Here is a 20869-nt window from a genome sequence, read left to right as displayed (position 1 = left end):
CCGCCACCTAGTCTCAAACACCGCAAACTTCGCATTTCTCTCTTCCAGTCTTTTCAGTCATTTTTCATTCATCCGCACAGTGAAGTGGGTACCCCCATGTCCGGAACAGCCGCGACCACCCCGCCGGCTGCCGTCGACCCCAGTCGGTGGAAGGCCCTGGTCTTCATCGCCCTGGCGCAGCTGATGGTCGTCCTCGACGCGACCATCGTGAACATCGCCCTCCCCTCCGCCCAGACCGACCTCGGCATATCGGACGGCAACCGCCAGTGGGTCATCACCGCGTACGCGCTGGCCTTCGGCGGTCTGCTCCTCTTCGGCGGCCGCATCGCCGACAAGTGGGGCCGCAAGAACGCCTTCGTCGTCGGTCTGATCGGCTTCGCCCTGGCCTCCGCCCTGGGCGGCGCCGCGACCGGTGAGGCGATGATGCTGGGCGCCCGCGCCCTCCAGGGCGCCTTCGGCGCGCTGCTCGCCCCGGCCGCGCTCTCCCTGCTGGCGGTCAGCTTCACCGACGCCAAGGAGCGCGCCAAGGCCTTCGGCATCTACGGCGCGATCGCGGGCGGCGGCGGCGCCGTCGGCCTGATCCTCGGCGGCTTCCTGACCGAGTACCTCAACTGGCGCTGGACCTTCTTCGTCAACATCCCCTTCGCGGTCGTCGCGGCCGTCGGTGCCTGGATGGTCATCCGCGAGCCGGCCGGGTCCCGCAACAGCGCGCGCCTCGACGTCCCCGGCGTGATCCTCTCGACCCTGGGCCTGGTCGCCCTCGTGTACGGCTTCACGCGCGCCGAGTCGGCCGGCTGGTCGGACACGGTGACGGTGGCCATGTTCGTCGCCTCCGCGGCGCTGCTCGCGGCCTTCGTGTACGTCGAGTCCCAGGTGAAGTCCCCGCTGCTGCCGCTGCGCGTCCTGCTGGAGCGCAACCGCGGCGGTGTCTACCTCTCCCTCGGTCTGGCCGTCATCTCGATGTTCGGCCTGTTCCTCTTCCTCACCTACTACCTCCAGATCGTGAAGGGCTTCTCGCCCGTCAAGACCGGCTTCGCCTTCCTGCCGATGATCGCGGGCATGATCGTGGGCTCCACCCAGATCGGCGCCCGTCTGATGACCCGGGTGGCGCCGCGGCTGCTGATGGGCCCGGGCTTCCTGGTCGCCGGCGCCGGCATGCTGATGCTGACCCGGCTGGAGGTCGGCTCCTCCTACCCGGCGCTGATCCTGCCGGCGCAGTTGCTGCTGGGCCTCGGCATGGGCACGGCCTTCATGCCGGCCATGTCCCTGTCCACGTACGGGGTGAACCCGGCCGACGCCGGTGTGGCCTCGGCCATGGTCAACACCTCGCAGCAGGTGGGCGGCGCGATCGGCACCGCCCTGCTGAACACCATCGCCGCCTCGGCGACCACCGCGTACCTCGCCGACCACGCCGCCGAGGCCGCGGCGGGCGGTCCGGCCGGGCAGCTGGTGCAGGCCCAGGCCATGGTCGAGGGCTTCGCGTCCGCGATCTGGTGGGCCGTCGGCATCCTCGTGGCCAGCGCGGCCATCGCGTTCGCGCTGATCAACACCGGCCGTCCCGGCTCCGGCGGCCCGGTGGCCTCCGGGGCGGGCGCCGCCGAGGACGCCGAGCTCAAGGTTCCGGTGATCGCCCACTGAGCGGCTCAGCCGCTGAGCCGCTGAGGGGGCGCCGCGCCTCTGTGCGGGAATGACTGAGGACCCCGCCTCGTTCAAATTTGAACGAGGCGGGGTCGGTCTTTTCCCGAGTCCACACGGTCCCCGCCCCGACGACGACCGAGGAGCGCTCCGTGACCACCGAGACCCCCCGCATGCCCGCGCTGTACCTCAGCCACGGGGCGCCGCCGCTCGCCGACGACCCGCTCTGGCCGGCCGAGCTCGCCGCCTGGTCCGCGGGACTGCCGCGGCCGCGCGCGATCCTGATGGTCTCCGCCCACTGGGAGGAGGCCCCGCTGGCCCTCGGCGCCGTCGAGCCCGTCCCGCTCGTGTACGACTTCTGGGGCTTCCCCGAGCACTACTACCGGGTGCGGTACGCGGCCCCGGGCGCGCCGGAGCTCGCCGCCTCGGTCCGCGCCCTGCTGAAGGCGCCCGGCACCCCGGTCCAGGACGTCCCGGACCGCGGCCTGGACCACGGTGCGTACGTGCCCCTCGTCGAGATGTACCCGGAGGCCGACATACCGGTCCTCCAGGTCTCCATGCCCACGCTGGACCCGGCCCGGCTGATGGACATCGGCCGCAAGCTCGCCCCGCTGCGCGACGAGGGCGTCCTGATCGTCGGCAGCGGCTTCTTCACCCACAACCTGGCCGCGCTGCGTCACACCGGCCCCGGAGTGCCCGGCTGGTCGGCCGAGTTCGACGCGTGGGGGCGCGAGGCGCTCGCCGCGCACGACGTCGACGCCCTGCTCGACTTCGAGACCAAGTCCCCGGCGGGCCGCCTGGCCCACCCCCGGACGGAGCACTTCGCCCCGCTCTTCGTCACGCTCGGGGCCGCCGGCTCCGATCTCACCGCGCAGCGCACGGCGGTGGACGGCTTCTGGATGGGTCTCTCGAAGCGCTCCCTCCAGTTCGGTACGGGTGCCGCCTCCTAGGGGACCATCGGCGGACCGGTGATGTCCTCGCCGATCACGAAGCCCCGGGCCGGTCCCTCGGGGACGGCCACCCCGGTCCCGTACGGCGCCCGCACCTCCGAGGCGTACCGCGCCTCGCCGGGAACGGGGCGGGTCAGCACGCTCACCGTGCCGTGGCCGTCGTAGTCGTCGACGATCACGTACACCGGGATCCCGGCCCGGGCGTACGCGCGGCGCTTGCGGACGCGGTCCCGCGCGACGTCCTGCGGCCCCGGAGCCACGACCTCCGCGACCAGGGGCACGCTCGACGCCTTGATCCCGAGCTCGCCCCGGGCGGCGTGCCCGGTCAGGTCGTCCGGGGCGAGCAGCACGTCCGGGGCCCAGGCCTGGTATCCACCGACCACGTACATCGCCATGTAGGGGGCGAACGGCCCGCCGGCCAGGTGGTCGGCCAGCCGGGCCCGCAGCCGGTTCGCGGTGAGGGCGTGCGTGAACGGCTGCCCCACCCGCCACATCTCGATCAGGCCCTCCACGATCTCCACGCGGAAGGTCTCGGGCGGGTCGATGGCCTGCCAGGCCCGCCAGAGGGCCTTGTCCAGCTCGGGGTCGGGTTCGGGGCCGGCGGTCGGCGACGCGTGGGCCGGCCGTGGGATGTGTGCGATCACGCGCGGCACGCTACGGCCGCGACGTGGCATGCCGAGCGAATATGCCCCGGCTTCACCCGGACGAGGGCCGAATCACCCGGACGGACGTACGTCCTACGCATGCCCGTCCACCGCATGCCCGTCCACCGCCCGCCCGTCCACCGCCCACTCGTCCTACACCTCCGCCGCCGGCCCGCCCGCCCCCGGCCCGCCCACCGCCTCCGCCCCCAGCCGCTTCTCGTACCACCGCACGTCCCAGTAGCGCCCGAACTTCCACCCCGCCTCCGTGAAGTCCCCGACGCGGCGGAAACCGAAGCGCTCGTGGAGCCCGGCCGAGGCCGGGTTCGGCAGGGCGACGCCCGCGAAGGCGCGGTGCACCGGCTGCTTCGCCAGCTCCGCGAAGAGGGCCTCGTACAGCAGGGTGCCGATGCCCCGGCCCACCGCGTGCGGGGCGAGGTAGACGCTGACCTCCACCGAGGAGGCGTACGCCGGTTTCGGGCGGAACGGGCTGCTTGTCGTGTATCCGGCGATTCGATCGCCGGCCCAGGCAACCAGAAGCCTGTGCGGCCCGTCTTGAGGGTGGGAGTGCAGCCACGGGCGCCGCTGTTCCGGAGTGAACGGAACCGTGTCGAATGTGACGGCGGTCTCGCGGACGTAGTGGTTGTACAACTCCGTGAGCTCCTCCAGGTCGGCCTCCAGGCCGGGCCTGACCTGCACGTTCTCGGGTTCTCGCAGCATGCCGCTACCTCCGGTCCGGGGGGTGGCGGGGCAGGATACTGCAAGATCCCGAAAAAGGGAGAGCGGCGTGGGAATTCTGTCCCGATTCCAGTCGTTGTTTCCTTTCGGAAGCGGGCACTCGGGAGAGTGTCCGAAGACGCACCGCGACCGATTCATCGCATCGCAAGGGAGCACGCATGGCAACCCGCGCCGTCGCCCGTCGTCAGTCCACGAGCAGCGCCCGCGCTGCGGGCGGGGAGACCGTCGACCGCGACCTGGTCGGCATGTACCTCGACGAGATCGCGCGCACGCCGCTGCTCGATGCCGCCAGAGAAGTGGAGCTCTCACAGATCATCGAGGCGGGCGTGTACGCCCGGCAGATCCTCGACGGCGAGGTGGAGCGGGACGGGGACATGCCCACCCGCGAGGAGCTGGAGGCCCTGGCCGCCGAAGGCGAGCGCGCCAAGGAGGTCTTCATCCGGTCCAACCTCCGCCTGGTCGTGGCCGTCGCCCGCCGCTACCCGCGCAGCGGCCTGCCCCTGCTGGACCTCATCCAGGAGGGCAACGCCGGCCTGGTCCGCGCCGTCGAGAAGTTCGACTACGCCAAGGGCTTCAAGTTCTCCACGTACGCCACGTGGTGGATCCGCCAGGCCATCACCCGTTCCATCGCCGACCAGTCCCGCACCATCCGCCTCCCCGTGCACCTCGTGGAGGAGCTCGGCCGGATCCGCCGGATCCAGCGCGAGTTCAACCGGGAGAACGGCCGGGACCCGGAGCACGCCGAGATCGCCGCCGAGCTCGACTCCACCGAGAAGCGCGTGGGCGACGTACTGGACTGGGCGCGCGACCCGGTCAGCCTCAACATGCCGGTGGACGACGAGGGCGACACCCAGTTCGGCGACCTCCTGGAGGACACCTCCGCGATCTCGCCCGAGCAGTCCGTGCTCTCACTGCTGCGCAGCGAGGAGCTGGAGGACCTCCTCGGCAAGCTCGACCAGCGCACGGCCTCCATCATCAAGATGCGCTACGGCATCGAGGACGGCCGCGAGCGCACCCTGACCGAGGTCGGCAAGCAGCACGGCCTGACCCGTGAGCGGATCCGCCAGATCGAGAAGCACGCCCTGCTGGAGCTCAAGCGCATGGCCCGGGACACCGGCTTCGACGCGGTGGCCTGACCGGCCCGCCTCCCGCTCCCGCCCCTGAACGGAGTCCCGGTGCCCCCCCCTGGCGCCGGGGCTCCCCCCTGTGCGGGGCGCCGAGGGGTCCGGCGTCAGACCCGCGCCCCGCCGGCCCGCGCCAGCCGCGCGCCCAGCGCCCCGGCCGCCTCCGCCAGGAACTCCGGCTCCCGCACGGTGAACTCAAGCCCCGTCAGCGCCATCCGGGCCGCCAGCCACTCCGGCGCGTCCCCGCTCTCGAAGCGCACCCGCGCCCCGTCCGCCTCCCCGGCAGCCGCCTCGCGCAGCCACGCCGGCAGCTCCTCGGGAGGCACGGCGAAGGACACGTCCACCGGGTACCTGCGGGTCCCCCGCAGCGCCCGCCGGACGAACTCGGACGCCTCCATCGGCAGCGGACGCGGGGCGAACCGGGCCCCCGTGGCGAAGGGCTCGCTCACCCGGTCCACCCGGAAGGTGCGCCAGTCCTCCCGCTCCAGGTCGTAGGCGACGAGGTACCAGCGGCTCCCCGTGCTCACCAGCCGGTACGGCTCCACCAGCCGGCGCGAATCCGCCCCGTCCCGCGCCCGGTAGGCGAACCGCAGCCGCTCCGGCCCGGCCACCGCACCGGCCATCGCCGTCAGCGTCCGCGGGTCCACGCTCGGCCCGTCCCCCCGGGTCACCGCGACCGTCGCCGACTGCAGGGCGCCCACCCGGTGCCGCAGCCGGGCCGGCAGGACCTGCTCCAGCTTCGCGAGGGCGCGTACGGAGGCCTCCTCGACCCCCTCGATGGCGTGGCCGGCCCCCGCGCGCAGCCCCACCGCGATCGCCACGGCCTCCTCGTCGTCGAGCAGCAGCGGCGGCATCGCCGCCCCGGCGACCAGCCGGTAGCCGCCCTCCGCGCCCATCGTGGCCTCCACCGGGTAGCCCAGCTCCCGCAGCCGCTCGATGTCCCGCCGGATGGTCCGCGCGCTCACCCCCAGCCGGCCCGCCAGCTCGCTGCCCGGCCACTCGCGCGGGGTCTGGAGCAAGGACAGGAGGCTGAGCAGCCGGGCGGGGGTGGTGTTCATAGGTCAAGATTGCCAGGCAAGTAGGACACGATCTGGCCTAGACGCGGTCTAGGTTTCTCTCCATGAGCACCGAGACGTCCATGGCAGCGCCCGGGAGAAAAGAGAACGGGCCCGTACGAGAAGAGCGGAACGCCCTCGCCGAAGCAGCACCCGCACCAGACGCCCCCGGCGGATCCGCCGCCCCGGGCGACCGCCGCCGCTGGCTGGCCCTCGCCATCGTGATGACCGCGTCCTTCATGGACCTGGTCGACGTCACGATCGTCAACATCGCGATACCCAGCATGCGCCAGGACTTCGGCGCGTCGACCAGCGCCATCCAGTGGATCACCGCCGGCTACGCGCTCGCCTTCGCCGCCGGGCTGATCACCGGCGGCCGTCTCGGTGACATCTACGGCCGCAAGCGCCTCTTCCTCGTCGGCGTCGCCGGGTTCACCGTCGCCTCGCTGCTCTGCGGCATCGCACCCGACCCGTCCGTGCTCGTCGTCGCCCGCCTCCTCCAGGGCGCCATGGCGGCCCTGATGGTCCCGCAGGTCCTCGCGATCATCCACGTCACCTTCCCGCAGCACGAGCGCGGCAAGGTCTTCGGCCTGTTCGGCGCGATCGTCGGCCTCGGCGCGGTCTCGGGCCCGATGCTCGGCGCCCTCCTCACCGAGTGGGACCTCTTCGGCCTCCAGTGGCGCACGATCTTCCTGATCAACCTGCCCGTCGGCATCGCGGCCGTGATCCTGGGCCGCAGGTTCATCTCCGAGTCCAAGGCCCCCAAGGCCCTGCGCCTGGACCTGGTCGGTGTCGTCCTCGCGACCCTGGCGCTGGTCATGCTGATCTTCCCGCTCACCCACGGCCGGGAGAACGACTGGCCGCTGTGGGGCTTCGTCTGCATGATCGCGGCCCCCTTCGTCTTCGCCGTCTTCATCGCGTACGAGAAGCACAAGATCAAGAAGGACGGCTCCCCGCTGGTCGAGCTCTCGCTCTTCAAGGTCAAGAGCTTCGCCGGCGGCATCGCCGTCCAGCTCGCCTTCGGGCTCGTGATGGGCATCTTCTTCCTGGTCTGGACGCTCTACATGCAGATGGGCCTCGGCTGGACCCCCCTGCACGCCGGCAGTACCGGCATCCCCTTCTCCATCGCCGTCTCCGTCGCCGCCGGCCTCTCGGTCGAGAAGCTCGTCCCGCGCTTCGGCCGCAAGGTGCTCCAGGCCGGCGCGCTCGTCATGGCCGCGGGCCTGCTCCTCTACATCTGGGAGTCGGAGCGCTACGGCATGGAGATCACCTCCTGGCAGATGGCCGCCCCGCTGGTCGTCATGGGCCTCGGCATGGGCCTGATCGTCGCCCCGCTGAACGACACGATCCTGTCCCAGGTGCCGCGCGAGCACGCCGGCTCGGCGTCCGGCCTGATCAACACCACCGGCCAGACGGGCAACGCGGTCGGCCTCGCCCTGACCTCCGTCGTCTTCTTCGGGTCCATCGAGGACGACCGGATCTTCGGGGTGCCGTACGTCGACGCCTTCCGCGGCGCGCTCTGGTGGGTCGTGGCGGTGCTCGTCGTGATCTTCGCGGTGATGTTCGTGCTGCCGCGCCGGCAGGTGCCGATGTCGGAACGCGAGGGGGCCGTCGAGGGCGCCCACTGACGCCCTCCGCCTTACGGACGTGCCCGCCCCTGTGGCGGGTATGTCCGTTTTTCTTTGTTTTCCTCCGGTTCCCTGCGTAGGGTGGGGGAGCGGAAGCATTCACCACCAAACGGACACAAACCCACAGGCGGCCCGCCATGATCCTCACGGTCACCCCCAATCCCTCCCTCGACCGGACCTACGAGGTCCCCTCGCTGGACCGCGGTGGGGTGCTCCGGGCCGCCGCGGAGCGGGTCGACCCCGGCGGCAAGGGGGTCAACGTCTCCCGCGCCGTCGCGGCGGCGGGCCGCCCCACCACGGCGCTCCTTCCGCTGGGCGGCCCCTCCGGGACCCTGCTCCTGGAGCTGCTGACCGCCGAGGGCGTGGACGTCACCGCCGTCTCGATCGCCGGGCTCACCCGCTCCAACATCGCCGTCGTAGAACCGGACGGCACCCTGACGAAGATCAACGCGGCGGGTCCGGAACTCTCCGCCCAGGAGTCGGCCCTCCTCCTCGACACCGTCCGCGGCTCGGCCGGCGCCGACTGGATCGCCTGCTGCGGCAGCCTGCCGCCCGGCCCTGACCACCGCTGGTACGCCGAACTCGTCGTCCGCGCCCACGAAGCGGGCGCCCGCGTCGCCCTGGACACCTCCGGCCCCGCTCTGGCCGCCGCGCTGCCCGCCCGCCCCGACGTCGTCAAGCCGAACGTCGCGGAGCTCGCCGAGGCCGTGGCCCGGCCCCTGACCACCCTCGGCGACGCCGTCAAGGCGGCCGAGGAGCTGGTCGGACGCGGCGCCCGCGCGGTACTGGCCTCCCTCGGCGCGGCCGGCCAGCTCCTGGTCACCGCCGAGGGTGCGTACCACGGCACGGCACCCGTCACGGCGGTCCGCAGCGACGTCGGAGCGGGCGACGCCGCCCTGGCCGGCTTCCTGACCGCGGGGGGCACCGGCCCCGCCGCCCTCGCCTCGGCCCTCGCCCACGGCGCGGCCGCCGTACAACTGCCGGGCAGCGTGATGCCGGGCCCGGCGGACCTGCGCCCCGAGGCCGTCCGCGTCACCCGGGACCTGCCGCTGGACCTCCCCCTGTCCGCCGGCTGACGGGTCACGGAGCCGGCCGCACCCCCGGCGCGGGGCGCACAGCGGACGGCGCCGGCGTCAGCGCACCCGGCCCCGCAGCTCCATCGCCCCGCGCGCGGCGCCCTCGCTCTCGTAGACCTCGCACATGTGCCGCCCGTCCGGCGTCGCCGTGTGCTCGACCTCCCACAGGCTGAACTCGCTCCCGTCCTGCAGGACGAAGGCGTGCTCGTACAGGCTGAAACCGGCGTCCCGCCCGTCGGCCAGGCACTGCCGGCCGCCGAACGCCTGCGTGATGTGGTGCGCGTACGCCGAACGCAGCAGCTCCGCCACCGCCTCACCCGGACGGTCGGCGTTCTCCGCGCGGCGCAGCACCCGCCGGGCGTGGTCGGCGGACTGCTCCCCCGTGTACTCGCGGCGGCGCTGATGGGGCGGCGAGGCGGCGAACAGCGCGCTCAGGGCCGCCAGGTCCTCGTCGAGGCCCTCCTGCCCGCCGTCCGGGCCGTCCGGGCCGTGCGCGGCGGGCGGCGCGGACTCCGAGGGGGCCTCGCCGAACAGCCGGGCCACCGCCAGGCCCAGCTCGCCCTTGCTGCCGAAGACCTCGTAGCGGGTCTCACGCTCGCCTCCCAGCCGGTAGGCCAGCTCCCAGAGGGAGGCCGCACCCCCGTCGGACAGCAGGTAGGTGTGCCGGTGCGTCTCCCGCCACAGGCCCGCCGACGGGCTGTGGTGGGTGGTGTACAGCGAAGAGCTGTGGGCGAGCGCGCTACCGAGGCGCTCGACCAACCGGTCCGGCAGGTCGAAGGAGTTGAGGGCGCGGCCCAGGAGTCGCTCGAGGTGCGCCTCGGTTGTCTCGTACGGATCGCTCAAGGTGGGTCTCCAGGCCGTCGCAGCTTGTCACTTCGCGGAAGCACAACGTAGCCCCTGGCGCTGACTCCACGTCCGGGATTCGGTAAAACGTCCGGGAACCATCAGGGGTTCCCGCCACACCTTCAGGTCAACTTCCGTACGAAAGACCCTGGTTCGCTCCGGTCCGTCACATTGCGCGGCAGCATGGGTGGTATGGCAACGAACACAGTGGGCGTCCCCCGCCAGGAGGGCCGCCCCCGCATCCGCCCCGAGGGCGAACCGGGCACCCCCCGCGGGCTGGCATGGCTGCTGGTGGTCACAGGGGCGGCCGGGCTGCTCGCCTCCTGGGTGATCACCCTCGACAAGTTCCTCCTGCTGGAGGACCCGGACTTCAAGCCCGCCTGCAGCCTCAACCCCGTGGTGTCCTGCGGCAGCGTCATGCAGAGCGAGCAGGCCGCCGCCTTCGGCTTCCCCAACCCGATGCTCGGGCTGGCCGGTTACGCCGTGGTGGTCTGCGTCGGCGCCGGCCTGCTGGCCGGCGCCCGCTACCGGGGCTGGTTCTGGCTGGGACTGAACGCCGGCACGCTCTTCGGCACCGGCTTCTGCGCCTGGCTGATGGTCCAGTCGCTGTACGAGATCAACGCGCTGTGCCTGTGGTGCTGTCTGGCCTGGGTGGCGACCCTGCTGATGTTCTGGGCGGTCACCGCCCGCAACGTCCGCGCCGGGGACCTCCCCGCCCCCGGACCGCTGCGGGCCCTGTTCGCCGATTTCGCCTGGGCGCCGCCCGCCCTGCACATCGGGGTGATCGGGATGCTGGTCCTGACGCGCTGGTGGGACTTCTGGACGGGCTGACGGGACCGGCGGCCGTACGCGTACGAGGGCCCCGGCGGCTGGACGCCGCCGGGGCCCTCGTCACTTCGCTCCTCGGGACCCGGGGGGCCCTGGCCGGTGGGGGCCGAGCGGAGGGGTCAGCTGCCGACGGAGCCGTTGCCGGAGAGGACCGGGATGTTGCTCAGGATGTGGGAGAGCGGCTCGTCGCCCTTGGCCTGGGTGGAGTTCTCGGTGCACTGCTGGTTCTGCGGGTTGGACAGGACGTTGATGTCCTGGACGCCGACGTTGAGCAGGGCGACGAGCGACTGGGCGTTGACCTTGACGGGCAGGCCGATGCAGGGCTTGTTGAGGGTGCCCTGGACCAGGCCGAGCTGGGGGCTCATGTCGCCGGTGGTCTTCTGGTTGCCGTAGATCTGCTGGGCACCGTTGCCATTGACGGTGTTGATCCCGTTGTCGTTGCCGATGGCCATGGCCGGAGCGGCGCCCGCGCCGACGGCGGCGGCGGTGACCGCAGCGGCGGCCATGATCTTCTTGAGCATCATTGATCCTTCATGTCGCACGAGTGCCCGCGAGTGGAGCGCCCTGGTCAACCCTTCCGCCGCGGGGTTGGTTCCGCTCCTTCACTCAAACGGCCCGTCCGGGGGGTGCTTTTCCCCAGTGCGGGTGAGGCCGCTCCGGACGTCTGCCCGAAGCCCGTACGCAGCCCCAGGGCGCGGGCGCCCGGTTCAAGATCGTGTTGCGCTCCGTGGAGGTCGTGCGCACGGTGGGTAAGGAATCGGATTGTTCCCGTCCGCTTTCGCGACCACCGAAGGAAGCCCCCATGCGCACGAAGCCGTCCCGCCTCCGCGTCCTCGTCCCCTCGGCCCTCGCCGTCGTCATACTGTCCGGCGCGGCCGCCCCCGCGGTGGCCGCCGACGGCGGCGGCGCGGCGGCGGCCCTGGAGAACCGGACGGCCGCGGTGCAGGAGCAGATCGAACGGATCGAGGAGATCGGGGCGGCGGCCCCCGGCCGCGCCGCGGCCGGCCCGATCGACGACCTCCTCGCGAACCTCACCAAGACGCTCAACGACCTGCTGTCCTCCCTCACGGGCCTGCTGCCCGACGGGGTGAAGCTGCCGCCGATCGAGCTGCCGAAGCTCCCCGAGGTCAAGCTGCCGGAGCTGCCCGCGGGAGTGACCGTCCCACCGGTCACCCTCCCGGCCGTTCCGAAGCTGCCCGCCACTCCGGCGGTCCCCGCGCTGCCGGCGACCGGGGTGATCCCCGAACTGCCCGACATCCCGGATGTACCCGACATTCCCGTCCGTAGTTAGCGGGATCGCGGAGCCCAAGGGGCGGCATGGTTACGACTATTGGGCCGAACAGGTCTGCTTCGGCTCGGATTCGGCTCCGAGCCGTGTCGTCCGGGAAGCTGGACCGTTTCGCTTGATGTGAGCCCCGGATCGGGGCAGGACATCGAAGAGAAGGTGCACTCCCCATGAACTCTGCTGCCAAGAAGGCCGCTGTGGCCCTGGCCTCCGCTGGTCTCGCCGTTGCCGGTGCCGCCGGCGCCGCCTCCGCCGACGCCTCGGCCGAGGGTGCGGCCGTGGGCTCCCCCGGTGTTCTCTCCGGCAACCTGGTTCAGGTCCCGGTTCACGTCCCGATCAACGTCTGCGGCAACTCCGTGGACATCATCGGCGTGCTGAACCCGGCGTTCGGCAACGTCTGCGTCAACGACTGACATAAGTACAGTCGGCACCACACGACTGTGGGCGCCTCCGGCATCGCCGGGGGCGCCCACAGTCGTTCCCGGGCTGCTCAGTTCTGGCCGCCGTTGAGCTGTACGCCGCCGAGCAGCGGGGAGACCTTGGTCACGCCGTTCGCCAGCCCCAGTACCTCGCCGGGGGCGTTGTTGCGGAGCTTGTTGACGCCCTGGGCGGTCTGGAGGACGTTGCCGATGGTGTCGCCCTGCTCGGCGAGGGCCGCACCCACCGTCTCGGGGGCGGCGTCGACGACGGGCTCGACGGCGCTCAGCATCGTGTTCCAGCCGGCCGGCAGGCTCATCGGGGGTCCGGCGGGCGCCTCCGCCGCGAAGGCGGGGGCCGCCGCTCCGAGCGCGGCGACGGAGCCGACGACGACAGCGGCGGCCTTGGAGAGCTTCATTATCGAAATCCTCTTCTTTTCGTGAACAGAGGTACCGGCGGCGACCGTCGCGCCGCTTTCGACCTGGCTAACGATTACCGGCGGCTGCGGAAACGCCGACCTCGGGGAAAGACCGGTGCGCGGACGCACGGCAGCGGCCGGAGCACCCGATGAAGGATTCTCCGGCCGATATTTATTCTGATTACCGGTATTCCCGGTCAGTTGATCCTGGACCGGCGGTACAGAATCGCGCCGCCGAGGAGCAGGGCGGAGGCGAGGGCGGTCATGGCCGAGACCTCGCCCGCTCCGGTGGCCGCCAGCTGGGGGGTGCTCGCCCGGGCGGGCGCGGGAGCCGGCGGGGCCCACTCCGGGGCGGGGGCCGGGGCCGGCGCGGGGGCGGGAGCCGGGGGCAGGTGGACCGGGAGGTCACCGGACGGGGCCGCGGGGGGCTGGTCCGCCGGCGGGAAGGCCTCCGGGGCGGGGAGCGGCTCGGGTGCGGGCCGCTCCGGCTGGCTGCCGTGCGGCGGACGCGGCGCCGGCATCTCCGCGGCGGGCGGCACGGGCGCCGGGAGGGTGTGGGGCGGCTCCTCCGGCTGGGGGAGGGGCGCCGGGAGGGTGTGGGGCGGCTCCTCCGGCTGCGGGGCCTGCGGCGGGGGAGCCGGCGCGGGCTGGGGCGCGGGCTTCGGGGCCGGGAGCGGGCCGGGCGCCGGGGCGGGGTGCTCTGCCTCGGGGGCCGGCTTCGGCTCGGGCTTCGGCTTCGGGTGCTGCGGGGCCGGGGCGGGCGGTGCCGGGTGGGGTGCCGGGTGCTCCGCGCGGGGCGGCTGCGGCGGGTGGTCGTCGCACTCCTCCTCGCCCTGGCCGGAGCCGCCGTGGCCGTCCTCGTGGCCGCCCTGGTGCCGGGGCGGCGCGGGAGGCTCGTGGCGGGGCGCCCCGGGGCGCGGCGCGGCGTGCTTGGGGGCGTGCGCGCGGGGTTCCTCGTACGTCCGCTCCTCCTCGTGGCGCTGGCGGGGCAGCGCGTGCCGGCCGCCCTGGTGCTCCTCGAGGTAGCGCTCGAAGGCCTCGGCGTGCTCGGGGCTCAGGTAGCGCTCGTAGTCGTGCCTGGTGTCGTGGGCGGCGCGGGATCCGGTGGAGTTGACGCAGGTGTTCCCCATCGCGGGGTTGAGCGCCGCGGCCCCGTCCACGCTGTTGCCGCAGAGGTTCGGTGTGACCGTGACCGGTACCGAGACGCTGTTGCCGGACAGCACACCCGGCGAATGCGAGGCCTCGGCCGTCGCCCCTGGATGTGCGCAGGCCACGCCGGTCGCGATCGACAGCAGACTCGAGGCGGCCGCGGCAGTGAGCACCCCCTTGCCCAGTACCTGTCGGCTCAGTACCTGTCGCATGGGTCCTTCCCTGTCTACCGGCGCGCGGGCCGGTGCTGAATCGAAGGTGGCCCCGGAGTGCACCGCCGTGCACTCCGAGGCCACCCCGAGGAGGTCTGCCCTTGCGGGCTCAGGCGCTTCGTCAGGCGTTGACGCAGGTGTTGCCGAAGGCCGGGTTCAGCAGCGCGATGATGTTGACCGTGTTGCCGCAGACGTTCACCGGGACGTGCACGGGGACCTGCACGAGGTTCCCGGACAGGACGCCGGGGGAGTCCTTGGCGACTCCGCTCGCGTCGGCGTCGGCCATGGCCGGGGAAGCGACACCGGCGGCCATCAGCGCGCCGGCGGCCAGCACCACTGCCTTCTTGTACTTCATTTCTTTCGATCCTTCCCGCAGAGGTGTATCCGCTGCATGAATAACAACGAGCGGGCCCGGGAAAAGAAACCAGGGAGTTCGCGGGCCTGCCGGGCAATTCACTCCGACGCCGGAGGGGGGTCGGCCGCTGAATTCGGAACTGCTTTTCCGGTAATTCCGGAAAGGTGTCGGAATTTTGTGTGCCCGGTACGCGGCGAGGCCGCCGCGCCCCGGGGGGTGCGACGGCCTCGCTCGGGGGTGCTGCGCGATCAGCTGCCGACGGAGGCGTTGCCGGAGAGGATCGGGATGTTCTCCAGGATGTGCGAGAGGGCCTCGTCGCCCTTGGCCTGGGTGGAGTTCTCGGTGCACTGCTGGTTCTGCGGGCTGGACAGGACCGGGATGTCCTGGACGCCGACGTTGACCAGCGCGAGGATCGACTGGGCGTTGACCTTGGCCGGGAGGGCGATGCAGGGCTTGTTGAAGGAGCCCTGGATCAGCGCCATCTGCGGGCTCATGTGGCCGTAGGTGGCCTGGTTGCCGTAGATCTGCGCGGAGTTGTTGCCGTTGACGGTGTTGATGCCGTTGTCGTTCCCGACCGCCATCGCCTGCGGGGCCATGGCGGCGCCGAGGCCCACGGTGGAGGCGGCAACCGCTGCGCCGGCCACAAGCTTCTTGATCATTATCGTCCCTTTTTTGCAGGATTGCCCGGTACTGGAGCACCCGGATCAACGGCCCCGCACCGGTTCGGGTTGCGTGGCTTCACCCGGATGCCGCCGTTTCGGGCCGCTCGGTTGACGTTCAGGCGTTCACGCAGGTGTTGCCGAAGGCCGGGTTGAGCAGCGCGATGACGTTGACGGTGTTGCCGCAGACGTTCACCGGGATGTGGAGGGGGACCTGGACCAGGTTGCCGCTCAGGACGCCGGGGGAGCCGGCGGCGACGCCCTCCGCCGTGGCGCCGCCGTGCGCGGAGGCGAGGCCCGCGCCGCCCATCAGCATCGCCGCGCCCGCGACCGCCACGGTGCCGCCGCGCATCAGCCTCTTCTTCATCTCCGCATTTCCTTTCGGTTCGAGCGATGTGCACCGGCATAACGACCCGCCCGGGAAGAGGGTGCGTGCCATCGCCCAAAAGGCCGTACAAGCGAGTCCGACGTGATTTCCAGCCCGATTTCTGACAAAGTTCACTCCTGTTTTGTTCCCTTGATCGAAAATGGAGACAGGTCATGGGTTCCTCCCGCAGAATCCTCGGCACGCTCGGCTTGCTGTCCTGCCTCACACTTTCCGCACACGTGCCCGTGGCGGACGCCGCTGTGGCCGCCGGGGCGCGCGAATCACCCCGGGTGCCCTTCACCCAGCGCTACCAGGCCGTCCAGCACGGCGGGCTGGTCAGGGCCTCCAACTCCGCCATCAGCTGCCGCCGCGAGGAGAGCGAGCAGGCCGAGCCGTGCGCCGAGGTCAAGAAGGGCGCGGCCGGGGTCAACGGCGACTTCGAGATGTTCTACGACGAGGTCGACAAGGACCCGGACACCTACAACTCCACCCGGGCCGAGCTGAAGGTCCCGCAGGGCGCGAAGGTCTCGTACGCCCGTCTGTACTGGGGCGGCAACCTGCGGGTGGGGGAACAGAAGCCGCCGGAGGACAACGGCCGGGTACTGGTCGCCGAGCCCGGGGGCGCGTACCGGGCGGTGCTGGCGGACACCGTGATCGGGCACCACACCGACCAGGGCAGCGACGCCTACCAGGCCTCGGCGGACATCACCCCGATGGTGCGCAAGGGCGGGGCGGGGATGTGGACCGTGGCCCAGCTCAACGTCGCCATGGGCCACTCCGCCGTGGGTGCCTGGGGTGGCTGGACGCTGGTGGTCGCGTACGAGCACCCGCAGGAGCCGCTGCGCCGGATCTCGGTGTGGGACGGCTTCGAGTCGCTGGCGGCCGGGGCCGGCGAGGCCGCGGGGGAGACGGTGGAGGTCACCGGCCTGGACGTGGCGCCCGGCGCTTCCGGGAAGGCCGGGGTCGTCGCATACGACGGGGACCGGGGAACCCTCGGGGACTCACTCACCGTGACCGCGGACAGTGGCCGCCGGGTCAACGTCAGCGATGCAGAAAATCCTTTTAATGATGTTATGAATTCCACCATCACGGAATTCGGACGTCACTCGTTCGTGCGACAGCCCGAACATATGAATAATCTCGGATATGACGCGGACGTGTTCGATCTGAGTCCCGCCCTGTCCGGTGGCGCCCGCAGCCTGAACTTCCGGTTCGCGGGTGAAAGCCAAGGTCAATTCCTCGGTGTGCTCTTCGTTCAGACAGACGCGCGCCGCTGAACGCAGGAGACCACTCCCCGTGCGTAAAAACCCCTCGCCGGGCCCGTCACCAGCCGGTTCCGGTTCCTCCTTCACCGTCCTCCACCTCGTCCAGCCCGTCGACGGGGGCGTCGCCCGCGTCGTCACCGACCTCGTACGGGCGCAGACCGCCGCGGGACTGCGCGTCCTCGTCGGCTGTCCGCGCGGCGGCCGGCTCACCGACGACGCCCGCGACGCCGGCGCCGAGGTGCACGCCTGGCGCGCCGGGCGCGCCCCCGGCCCCGCGCTGCCCGTCGAAGTCCTCGGCGCCGCCCGGCTGATCCGCGCCCTGCGCCCCGACCTGCTGCACGCCCACAGCGCCAAGGCGGGCCTCGCCGCACGGCTCGCCGTACGCGGCTCCGTGCCGACCGTGTTCCAGCCCCACGCCTGGTCCTTCGACGCCGTCGGCGGCGCCACCGCCGCCCTCGCGCTGCGCTGGGAACGGGCCGGCGCACGCTGGGCCGACCGGGTGCTCTGCGTCAGCGAAGCCGAACGCCGCGCCGGCGCGTCCGAAGGCATCACCGCCCGCTGGTCGGTGATCCGCAACGGCGTCGACCTCGCCCACTTCCGCCCGCCCCGCGGGCCCGACGGGGGCCGCGCGGAGGCCCGGGCCGCACTCCGGCTGCCCGACGAGGGGCCGCTCGCCGTCTGCGTCGGCCGGCTCTGCCCGCAGAAGGGCCAGGACATCCTGCTCCAGGCCTGGCCGGAGGTGCTGGGCACCGTCCCCGGCGCCCGCCTCGCCCTCGTCGGCGACGGCCCCGACGCCGAGCGGCTGCGCCGCACCGCACCCCCCGGCGTCCACTTCGCCGGAGCCGTCGCGGACATCCGACCGTGGCTTCGCGCCGCCGATCTCGTTGTACTGCCGTCGCGGTGGGAAGGCATGGCGCTCGCCCCGCTCGAAGCCATGGCCTGTGGCCGCCCGGTCCTGGTCTCCGACGTCAGCGGTGCCCGGGAAAGCCTGCCGTCCGGCCAGGGACGGCTCTGTCTGGTGCCGCCGGAGGACCCGACGGCGCTGGCCAAGGCCCTGGGACGGCTGCTCGCCGAACCGCGGCTGCTCACCGAACTCGGGGAGCAGGCCCAGCAGCACGCCCGGACGGAGTTCGACGTGCGGCGGACCTCGGACGCGGTCACCGGCCTGTACCACGAACTGCTGGGCAGGCCCCGGCCCTTGAACCAGGAGCGCATCAGCCGATGACGATGGACAGCGCACCCGCCCGGCACACCGGGCAGGGCGGCACGGGGCACGCCGGCGGCAGCGCCTTCGCCCCCGCGGCTCCCGCCGAAACCCGCCGTGCCGTGACCGCCATCCACCCCCCGCGCGGGCCCCGCGCCGACCGGGCCCGCGCCGCCGTCCGGCCCCAGCGGGCCCGCCGCCGCGACACCGTCGCCGCGCTGCTCACCGCCGACGCGCTGGCCGCCGCCGTCACCGCGACCGCCCTGCCCGCCGGCACCGTGCCCCCCGAGGCCGCGCTGCCCGCCGCCGCCCTGCTCACCGCCCTGCACGCGCAGGCCGGGCTGTACCGGCCCCGCCTCGCCCCCTCCGCGCTGCGCGACGCGCCCGCGCTGGCCGGACGGGCCGCCGTGCTCTGGTGCGGGGCCGGCGCCGTGCTCGCCGCCGTCGCACCGCAACGCGCCCTCGGCTGGGGCGTGCTGCTCGGCGCCGTCTGCGTCCAGGTCGTACTCGCCTGCGCCGGACGCGGCTTCGTCAACCAGCTCCGCCGCCGCGCCGCCGTACGACGGCCCGTCTCGGCGCTCGTCGTCGGCACCGGCGAGGGCACCGGCGCCATCACCGCCGCCCTGCACAGCCGCCCCGAATACGGACTGCGCCCCGTCGGGATCGCCGACACCGCCGCCCCCGCCGGCGGCGACGGCGGCCCGCTCCCCGTCCTCACCACCCACGAGGACATCCGGCGCGCCGTCATCCAGAACTCCGTCCGGCACGCCGTCTTCACCCGTCCCCCGGAGGCCGACGAACGCACCGCCTCCCTCGTCCGCCTCTTCCACGACCACGGCTGCCGGCTCTGGCTCGCCGACCCGGCCGGCACCGCCAAGGTCACCGGCATGCGCGTCGCGCAGCCCGCCGACCAGCTGTGGGGATACGCCGTACAGCCGCTGCTGCCACGCCCCTCCCGGCCGCTGGAACGGGCCGTGAAGCGGGCCGTCGACTCCTGCCTCGCGGCCCTCGCGCTGCTCGCCGCCGCCCCCGTGATGGGCGCCTGCGCCCTCGCCGTACGGCTCTCCGACGGACCGGGGGTGATCTTCCGGCAGGAGCGGGTCGGCCTTTACGGACGGCCCTTCACCCTGCTCAAGTTCCGCACCCTGCGCGCCGACGAACACGAGTCCGCCACCCGCTGGACCGTCGCCGGGGACCGCCGGATGAGCCCGGTCGGCTCCTTCCTGCGCAAGTCCTCGCTGGACGAGCTGCCGCAGCTGTGGAACGTCGTACGGGGTGACATGAGCCTGGTCGGCCCGCGCCCCGAACGGCCCTTCTTCGTCGCCAAGTTCAGCACCGTCCACCCCGGCTACGAGGCCCGCCACCGGATGCCCGTCGGCATCACCGGACTCGCCCAGATCAACGGGCTGCGCGGCGACACCTCCATCGAGGACCGGGCCCGCTTCGACAACCACTACATCGACACGTGGTCGCTGTGGCAGGACCTGTGGATCCTGGCCCGCACCGCGGCCTCCTTCTTCCGCTTCCGGCTGGGAGGGAGCTGAGCATGAGCCTCGTCGCGTCCGCTCCCCCCCGCCTCCTCGACACCGGTCCGCTGCGCCGGCACTGGCCGCTGCTGCCGCTCGCCGCGACGGTCCTCTTCCTCCTCGCCCCGCTCCCCGCCGGCGACGCGACCGCCTCCGGGAAGGTCGGCCCCGCCGACGCCGCCTCGCTGCTGCTCGTCCTCGTCTGCGCCGTCCAGGCCCTGCGCGGCCGGGTGCGGACGCTGACCCCGCTCGGCGTCCTCGTGCTCGGTGCCCCGGGCGTCGGGCTCGCGGTCGCCACGGTGACCGCCGGGGACCCGTACGCCGCCCTGCCCGGGTTCGTGCGCTACCTCCAGGTCTTCGTCCTGGTCCCGGCGGCCGTGGTGCTGCTGGTGCGCGACGCCCGGGAGTTCCGGATCACCGCCGGGTGCTTCGTCGTGCTTGCGCTGGTCCAGGGAGCGGTCGGGGTCGTGCAGTTCGCCACCCGCACCGGGGCCTCGTACCAGGGCGAGGACGTCCGCGCCGTGGGGACCTTCGGCCCCGGCGACGTGATGGGCATGGCCACCGTCGTCGCGTACGGGCTGGTCGTCGCCACCGCCGCCGCGCTCGCCCCCGGACTGCCCCGGCGGGTCCGCCGGATCGCCGGGGGCTGCGCCCTGGCACTGGTCCTGCCGCTGGTGCTGTCCTTCAGCCGGGGCGCCTGGATCGCCACCCTCGGCGCGGCGGTGCTGGTGATGGCCATGGCCGGGATCCGGCGGGCCCTGCGGGTGCTGGTGGCGCTGTCCGCCCTGGGCGTGGTCCTCGTCGGCGGGCTCGGAGTCGGCTCCGAGATGGTCGCGGAGCGGCTGACCTCGATCACCCAGGTGTCCAGCGCCCCCGACCAGTCGGTGACCGACCGGTACACGATGTGGGCCGCCGCCGAGTCCATGTGGCGGGAACGCCCCGCGGTGGGGGTGGGCCTCAAGGGCTTCCCCGCGCACCGCGACGGACACTCCTCGCTCGGACTGTCCTCCGGCAGCCACACCGCGGGCGCCGGACAGGCCTTCATCAAGCAGCCGCTGCTGTCCCCGCACAACATGTACCTCCTCATCCTCAGCGAACAGGGTCTGACCGGGCTGCTCGCGCTGGCGGGCGGCTGGGCCGCGCTCCTGGTCGCGGGGCTGCGGCGGTGCGCGGTGGGGACCGACCGCACGGTCCGGGACTGCGGGCTGATCGCGACCGGGCTGCTCGTGTGGCAGCTGACCGACTTCCTGTACGCGGACATCGGCGGCCCGTCGACCGTGCTGACCGGCGTGATCATCGGACTCGCGGCGTGGTGGGCCCTGCCCTCCCGGGCACACGCGGACGGCCCCGTCGCCGGGCCCGGCCCGCGGGCCGTCGAGGGGCCGGCCGCCCGGTGACCGACACGACGCCCTGGCGGCGGCCCGCGGCCGCGGCGACCGAAGTCGCCGCGGCCGCGGGCTCCACGGCTGCCCCGGGCACCGCCGCGGCCGGACC

Annotated in this window: 22 protein-coding genes; 12 read left to right on the top strand and 10 right to left on the bottom strand. The window is 72.9% G+C overall.

Going from position 1 to position 20869, the window contains the following annotated elements; all coding sequences use genetic code 11:
* Positions 1-96: 96 nt before the first annotated feature.
* Together ACFY7H_RS19065 and ACFY7H_RS19060 are read left to right on the top strand one after the other, a co-directional pair.
* Positions 97-1638 (top strand): MFS transporter, encoded by a 1542-nt coding sequence (locus ACFY7H_RS19065; protein ID WP_388939382.1) that lies wholly within the window; start codon positions 97-99, stop codon positions 1636-1638.
* Between the two features lie 170 nt (positions 1639-1808).
* Positions 1809-2585 (top strand): dioxygenase, encoded by a 777-nt coding sequence (locus tag ACFY7H_RS19060; protein WP_388939572.1) that lies wholly within the window; start codon positions 1809-1811, stop codon positions 2583-2585.
* On the opposite strand, the gene ACFY7H_RS19055 is transcribed toward ACFY7H_RS19060, so the two are convergent.
* Both ACFY7H_RS19055 and ACFY7H_RS19050 read right to left on the bottom strand, forming a co-directional pair.
* Complete coding sequence (locus ACFY7H_RS19055; RefSeq protein WP_388939380.1) at positions 2582-3229, bottom strand: Uma2 family endonuclease; 648 nt, start codon at positions 3227-3229, stop codon at positions 2582-2584. The genes ACFY7H_RS19060 and ACFY7H_RS19055 overlap by 4 nt on opposite strands.
* A 153-nt stretch (positions 3230-3382) precedes the next feature.
* Positions 3383-3946, bottom strand: a complete 564-nt coding sequence (locus tag ACFY7H_RS19050) for a GNAT family N-acetyltransferase (RefSeq protein ID WP_388939378.1) — start codon at positions 3944-3946, stop codon at positions 3383-3385.
* A gap of 176 nt (positions 3947-4122) precedes the next feature.
* Here ACFY7H_RS19050 and ACFY7H_RS19045 point away from each other — a divergent pair, with 176 nt between their 5' ends.
* Positions 4123-5100: an RNA polymerase sigma factor RpoD/SigA gene (locus ACFY7H_RS19045; RefSeq protein ID WP_388939376.1), complete on the top strand. Its 978-nt coding sequence runs from the start codon at positions 4123-4125 to the stop codon at positions 5098-5100.
* A 95-nt stretch (positions 5101-5195) separates the two neighbouring features.
* Here ACFY7H_RS19045 and ACFY7H_RS19040 read toward each other — a convergent pair whose 3' ends face one another.
* A complete protein-coding gene (locus tag ACFY7H_RS19040) occupies positions 5196-6146 on the bottom strand; it encodes a helix-turn-helix transcriptional regulator (protein WP_388939375.1) in 951 nt (316 codons plus the stop codon).
* Between the two features lie 62 nt (positions 6147-6208).
* Between ACFY7H_RS19040 and ACFY7H_RS19035 the strand changes: the two genes are divergently transcribed.
* A complete protein-coding gene (locus tag ACFY7H_RS19035) occupies positions 6209-7771 on the top strand; it encodes an MFS transporter (protein WP_388939373.1) in 1563 nt (520 codons plus the stop codon).
* A 137-nt stretch (positions 7772-7908) separates the two neighbouring features.
* The gene (gene pfkB / locus ACFY7H_RS19030; protein ID WP_388939371.1) at positions 7909-8847 is read left to right on the top strand and encodes a 1-phosphofructokinase; all 939 of its coding nucleotides are present in this window, start codon (positions 7909-7911) and stop codon (positions 8845-8847) included.
* 57 nt (positions 8848-8904) lie between these two features.
* On the opposite strand, the gene ACFY7H_RS19025 is transcribed toward pfkB, so the two are convergent.
* Entirely contained in the window at positions 8905-9690 is a 786-nt protein-coding gene (locus ACFY7H_RS19025; protein WP_388939369.1) for a DUF6227 family protein, read from the bottom strand.
* 192 nt (positions 9691-9882) lie between these two features.
* Between ACFY7H_RS19025 and ACFY7H_RS19020 the strand changes: the two genes are divergently transcribed.
* On the top strand, positions 9883-10521 hold the full coding sequence (locus ACFY7H_RS19020) for a vitamin K epoxide reductase family protein (protein WP_388939367.1): 639 nt from the start codon (positions 9883-9885) through the stop codon (positions 10519-10521).
* A 116-nt stretch (positions 10522-10637) separates the two neighbouring features.
* Here the strand turns inward: ACFY7H_RS19020 and ACFY7H_RS19015 are convergent, their stop codons facing one another.
* On the bottom strand, positions 10638-11039 hold the full coding sequence (locus ACFY7H_RS19015; protein ID WP_388939366.1) for a rodlin: 402 nt from the start codon (positions 11037-11039) through the stop codon (positions 10638-10640).
* Positions 11040-11320: 281 nt separating this feature from the next.
* Here ACFY7H_RS19015 and ACFY7H_RS19010 point away from each other — a divergent pair, with 281 nt between their 5' ends.
* Together ACFY7H_RS19010 and ACFY7H_RS19005 are read left to right on the top strand one after the other, a co-directional pair.
* On the top strand, positions 11321-11809 hold the full coding sequence (locus ACFY7H_RS19010) for a hypothetical protein (protein ID WP_388939364.1): 489 nt from the start codon (positions 11321-11323) through the stop codon (positions 11807-11809).
* A 164-nt stretch (positions 11810-11973) separates the two neighbouring features.
* Positions 11974-12216 (top strand): chaplin, encoded by a 243-nt coding sequence (locus ACFY7H_RS19005; RefSeq protein ID WP_388939362.1) that lies wholly within the window; start codon positions 11974-11976, stop codon positions 12214-12216.
* Positions 12217-12293: 77 nt separating this feature from the next.
* Here ACFY7H_RS19005 and ACFY7H_RS19000 read toward each other — a convergent pair whose 3' ends face one another.
* The 5 genes from ACFY7H_RS19000 to ACFY7H_RS18980 form a co-directional block, all read right to left on the bottom strand.
* Positions 12294-12638, bottom strand: a complete 345-nt coding sequence (locus ACFY7H_RS19000; RefSeq protein ID WP_388939360.1) for a hypothetical protein — start codon at positions 12636-12638, stop codon at positions 12294-12296.
* A 197-nt stretch (positions 12639-12835) separates the two neighbouring features.
* Entirely contained in the window at positions 12836-13999 is a 1164-nt protein-coding gene (locus ACFY7H_RS18995; protein WP_388939358.1) for a chaplin, read from the bottom strand.
* 121 nt (positions 14000-14120) lie between these two features.
* The gene (locus ACFY7H_RS18990; protein WP_388939357.1) at positions 14121-14354 is read right to left on the bottom strand and encodes a chaplin; all 234 of its coding nucleotides are present in this window, start codon (positions 14352-14354) and stop codon (positions 14121-14123) included.
* Positions 14355-14602: 248 nt separating this feature from the next.
* Entirely contained in the window at positions 14603-15013 is a 411-nt protein-coding gene (locus tag ACFY7H_RS18985) for a rodlin (protein WP_388939355.1), read from the bottom strand.
* A gap of 118 nt (positions 15014-15131) precedes the next feature.
* Complete coding sequence (locus ACFY7H_RS18980) at positions 15132-15380, bottom strand: chaplin (RefSeq protein ID WP_388939354.1); 249 nt, start codon at positions 15378-15380, stop codon at positions 15132-15134.
* A gap of 173 nt (positions 15381-15553) precedes the next feature.
* On the opposite strand from ACFY7H_RS18980, the gene ACFY7H_RS18975 reads away from it, so the two are divergent.
* Genes ACFY7H_RS18975 through ACFY7H_RS18960 form a run of 4 tightly spaced genes read left to right on the top strand, consistent with a single transcriptional unit; the run spans position 15554 to position 20772 of the window.
* The gene (locus ACFY7H_RS18975) at positions 15554-16657 is read left to right on the top strand and encodes a DUF3344 domain-containing protein (RefSeq protein ID WP_388939353.1); all 1104 of its coding nucleotides are present in this window, start codon (positions 15554-15556) and stop codon (positions 16655-16657) included.
* 19 nt (positions 16658-16676) lie between these two features.
* Positions 16677-17870 carry a glycosyltransferase gene (locus ACFY7H_RS18970; RefSeq protein ID WP_388939351.1) on the top strand — a complete coding sequence of 398 codons (1194 nt, stop codon included), beginning with the start codon at positions 16677-16679 and terminating at the stop codon, positions 17868-17870.
* Entirely contained in the window at positions 17867-19393 is a 1527-nt protein-coding gene (locus ACFY7H_RS18965; protein WP_388939350.1) for a sugar transferase, read from the top strand. The genes ACFY7H_RS18970 and ACFY7H_RS18965 overlap by 4 nt, the downstream gene beginning before the upstream one ends.
* A 2-nt stretch (positions 19394-19395) precedes the next feature.
* On the top strand, positions 19396-20772 hold the full coding sequence (locus ACFY7H_RS18960) for an O-antigen ligase family protein (RefSeq protein WP_388939348.1): 1377 nt from the start codon (positions 19396-19398) through the stop codon (positions 20770-20772).
* The last annotated feature ends 97 nt before the right edge of the window (positions 20773-20869 follow it).

This window comes from Streptomyces sp. NPDC012794 (genome assembly GCF_042901085.1).
Taxonomy (GTDB): domain Bacteria; phylum Actinomycetota; class Actinomycetes; order Streptomycetales; family Streptomycetaceae; genus Streptomyces.
This window is presented reverse-complemented; position numbering and strand designations above follow the sequence as displayed.

Coding starts and splice junctions, on each gene's coding strand:
- ACFY7H_RS19065 (WP_388939382.1), top strand. CDS start 97: ATGTCCGGAACAGCCGCGACCACCCCGCCGGCTGCCGTCGACCCCAGT.
- ACFY7H_RS19060 (WP_388939572.1), top strand. CDS start 1,809: ATGCCCGCGCTGTACCTCAGCCACGGGGCGCCGCCGCTCGCCGACGAC.
- ACFY7H_RS19050 (WP_388939378.1), bottom strand. CDS start 3,946: ATGCTGCGAGAACCCGAGAACGTGCAGGTCAGGCCCGGCCTGGAGGCC.
- ACFY7H_RS19045 (WP_388939376.1), top strand. CDS start 4,123: ATGGCAACCCGCGCCGTCGCCCGTCGTCAGTCCACGAGCAGCGCCCGC.
- ACFY7H_RS19040 (WP_388939375.1), bottom strand. CDS start 6,146: ATGAACACCACCCCCGCCCGGCTGCTCAGCCTCCTGTCCTTGCTCCAG.
- ACFY7H_RS19035 (WP_388939373.1), top strand. CDS start 6,209: ATGAGCACCGAGACGTCCATGGCAGCGCCCGGGAGAAAAGAGAACGGG.
- pfkB (WP_388939371.1), top strand. CDS start 7,909: ATGATCCTCACGGTCACCCCCAATCCCTCCCTCGACCGGACCTACGAG.
- ACFY7H_RS19020 (WP_388939367.1), top strand. CDS start 9,883: ATGGCAACGAACACAGTGGGCGTCCCCCGCCAGGAGGGCCGCCCCCGC.
- ACFY7H_RS19015 (WP_388939366.1), bottom strand. CDS start 11,039: ATGCTCAAGAAGATCATGGCCGCCGCTGCGGTCACCGCCGCCGCCGTC.
- ACFY7H_RS19010 (WP_388939364.1), top strand. CDS start 11,321: ATGCGCACGAAGCCGTCCCGCCTCCGCGTCCTCGTCCCCTCGGCCCTC.
- ACFY7H_RS19005 (WP_388939362.1), top strand. CDS start 11,974: ATGAACTCTGCTGCCAAGAAGGCCGCTGTGGCCCTGGCCTCCGCTGGT.
- ACFY7H_RS19000 (WP_388939360.1), bottom strand. CDS start 12,638: ATGAAGCTCTCCAAGGCCGCCGCTGTCGTCGTCGGCTCCGTCGCCGCG.
- ACFY7H_RS18995 (WP_388939358.1), bottom strand. CDS start 13,999: ATGCGACAGGTACTGAGCCGACAGGTACTGGGCAAGGGGGTGCTCACT.
- ACFY7H_RS18990 (WP_388939357.1), bottom strand. CDS start 14,354: ATGAAGTACAAGAAGGCAGTGGTGCTGGCCGCCGGCGCGCTGATGGCC.
- ACFY7H_RS18985 (WP_388939355.1), bottom strand. CDS start 15,013: ATGATCAAGAAGCTTGTGGCCGGCGCAGCGGTTGCCGCCTCCACCGTG.
- ACFY7H_RS18980 (WP_388939354.1), bottom strand. CDS start 15,380: ATGAAGAAGAGGCTGATGCGCGGCGGCACCGTGGCGGTCGCGGGCGCG.
- ACFY7H_RS18975 (WP_388939353.1), top strand. CDS start 15,554: ATGGGTTCCTCCCGCAGAATCCTCGGCACGCTCGGCTTGCTGTCCTGC.
- ACFY7H_RS18965 (WP_388939350.1), top strand. CDS start 17,867: ATGACGATGGACAGCGCACCCGCCCGGCACACCGGGCAGGGCGGCACG.
- ACFY7H_RS18960 (WP_388939348.1), top strand. CDS start 19,396: ATGAGCCTCGTCGCGTCCGCTCCCCCCCGCCTCCTCGACACCGGTCCG.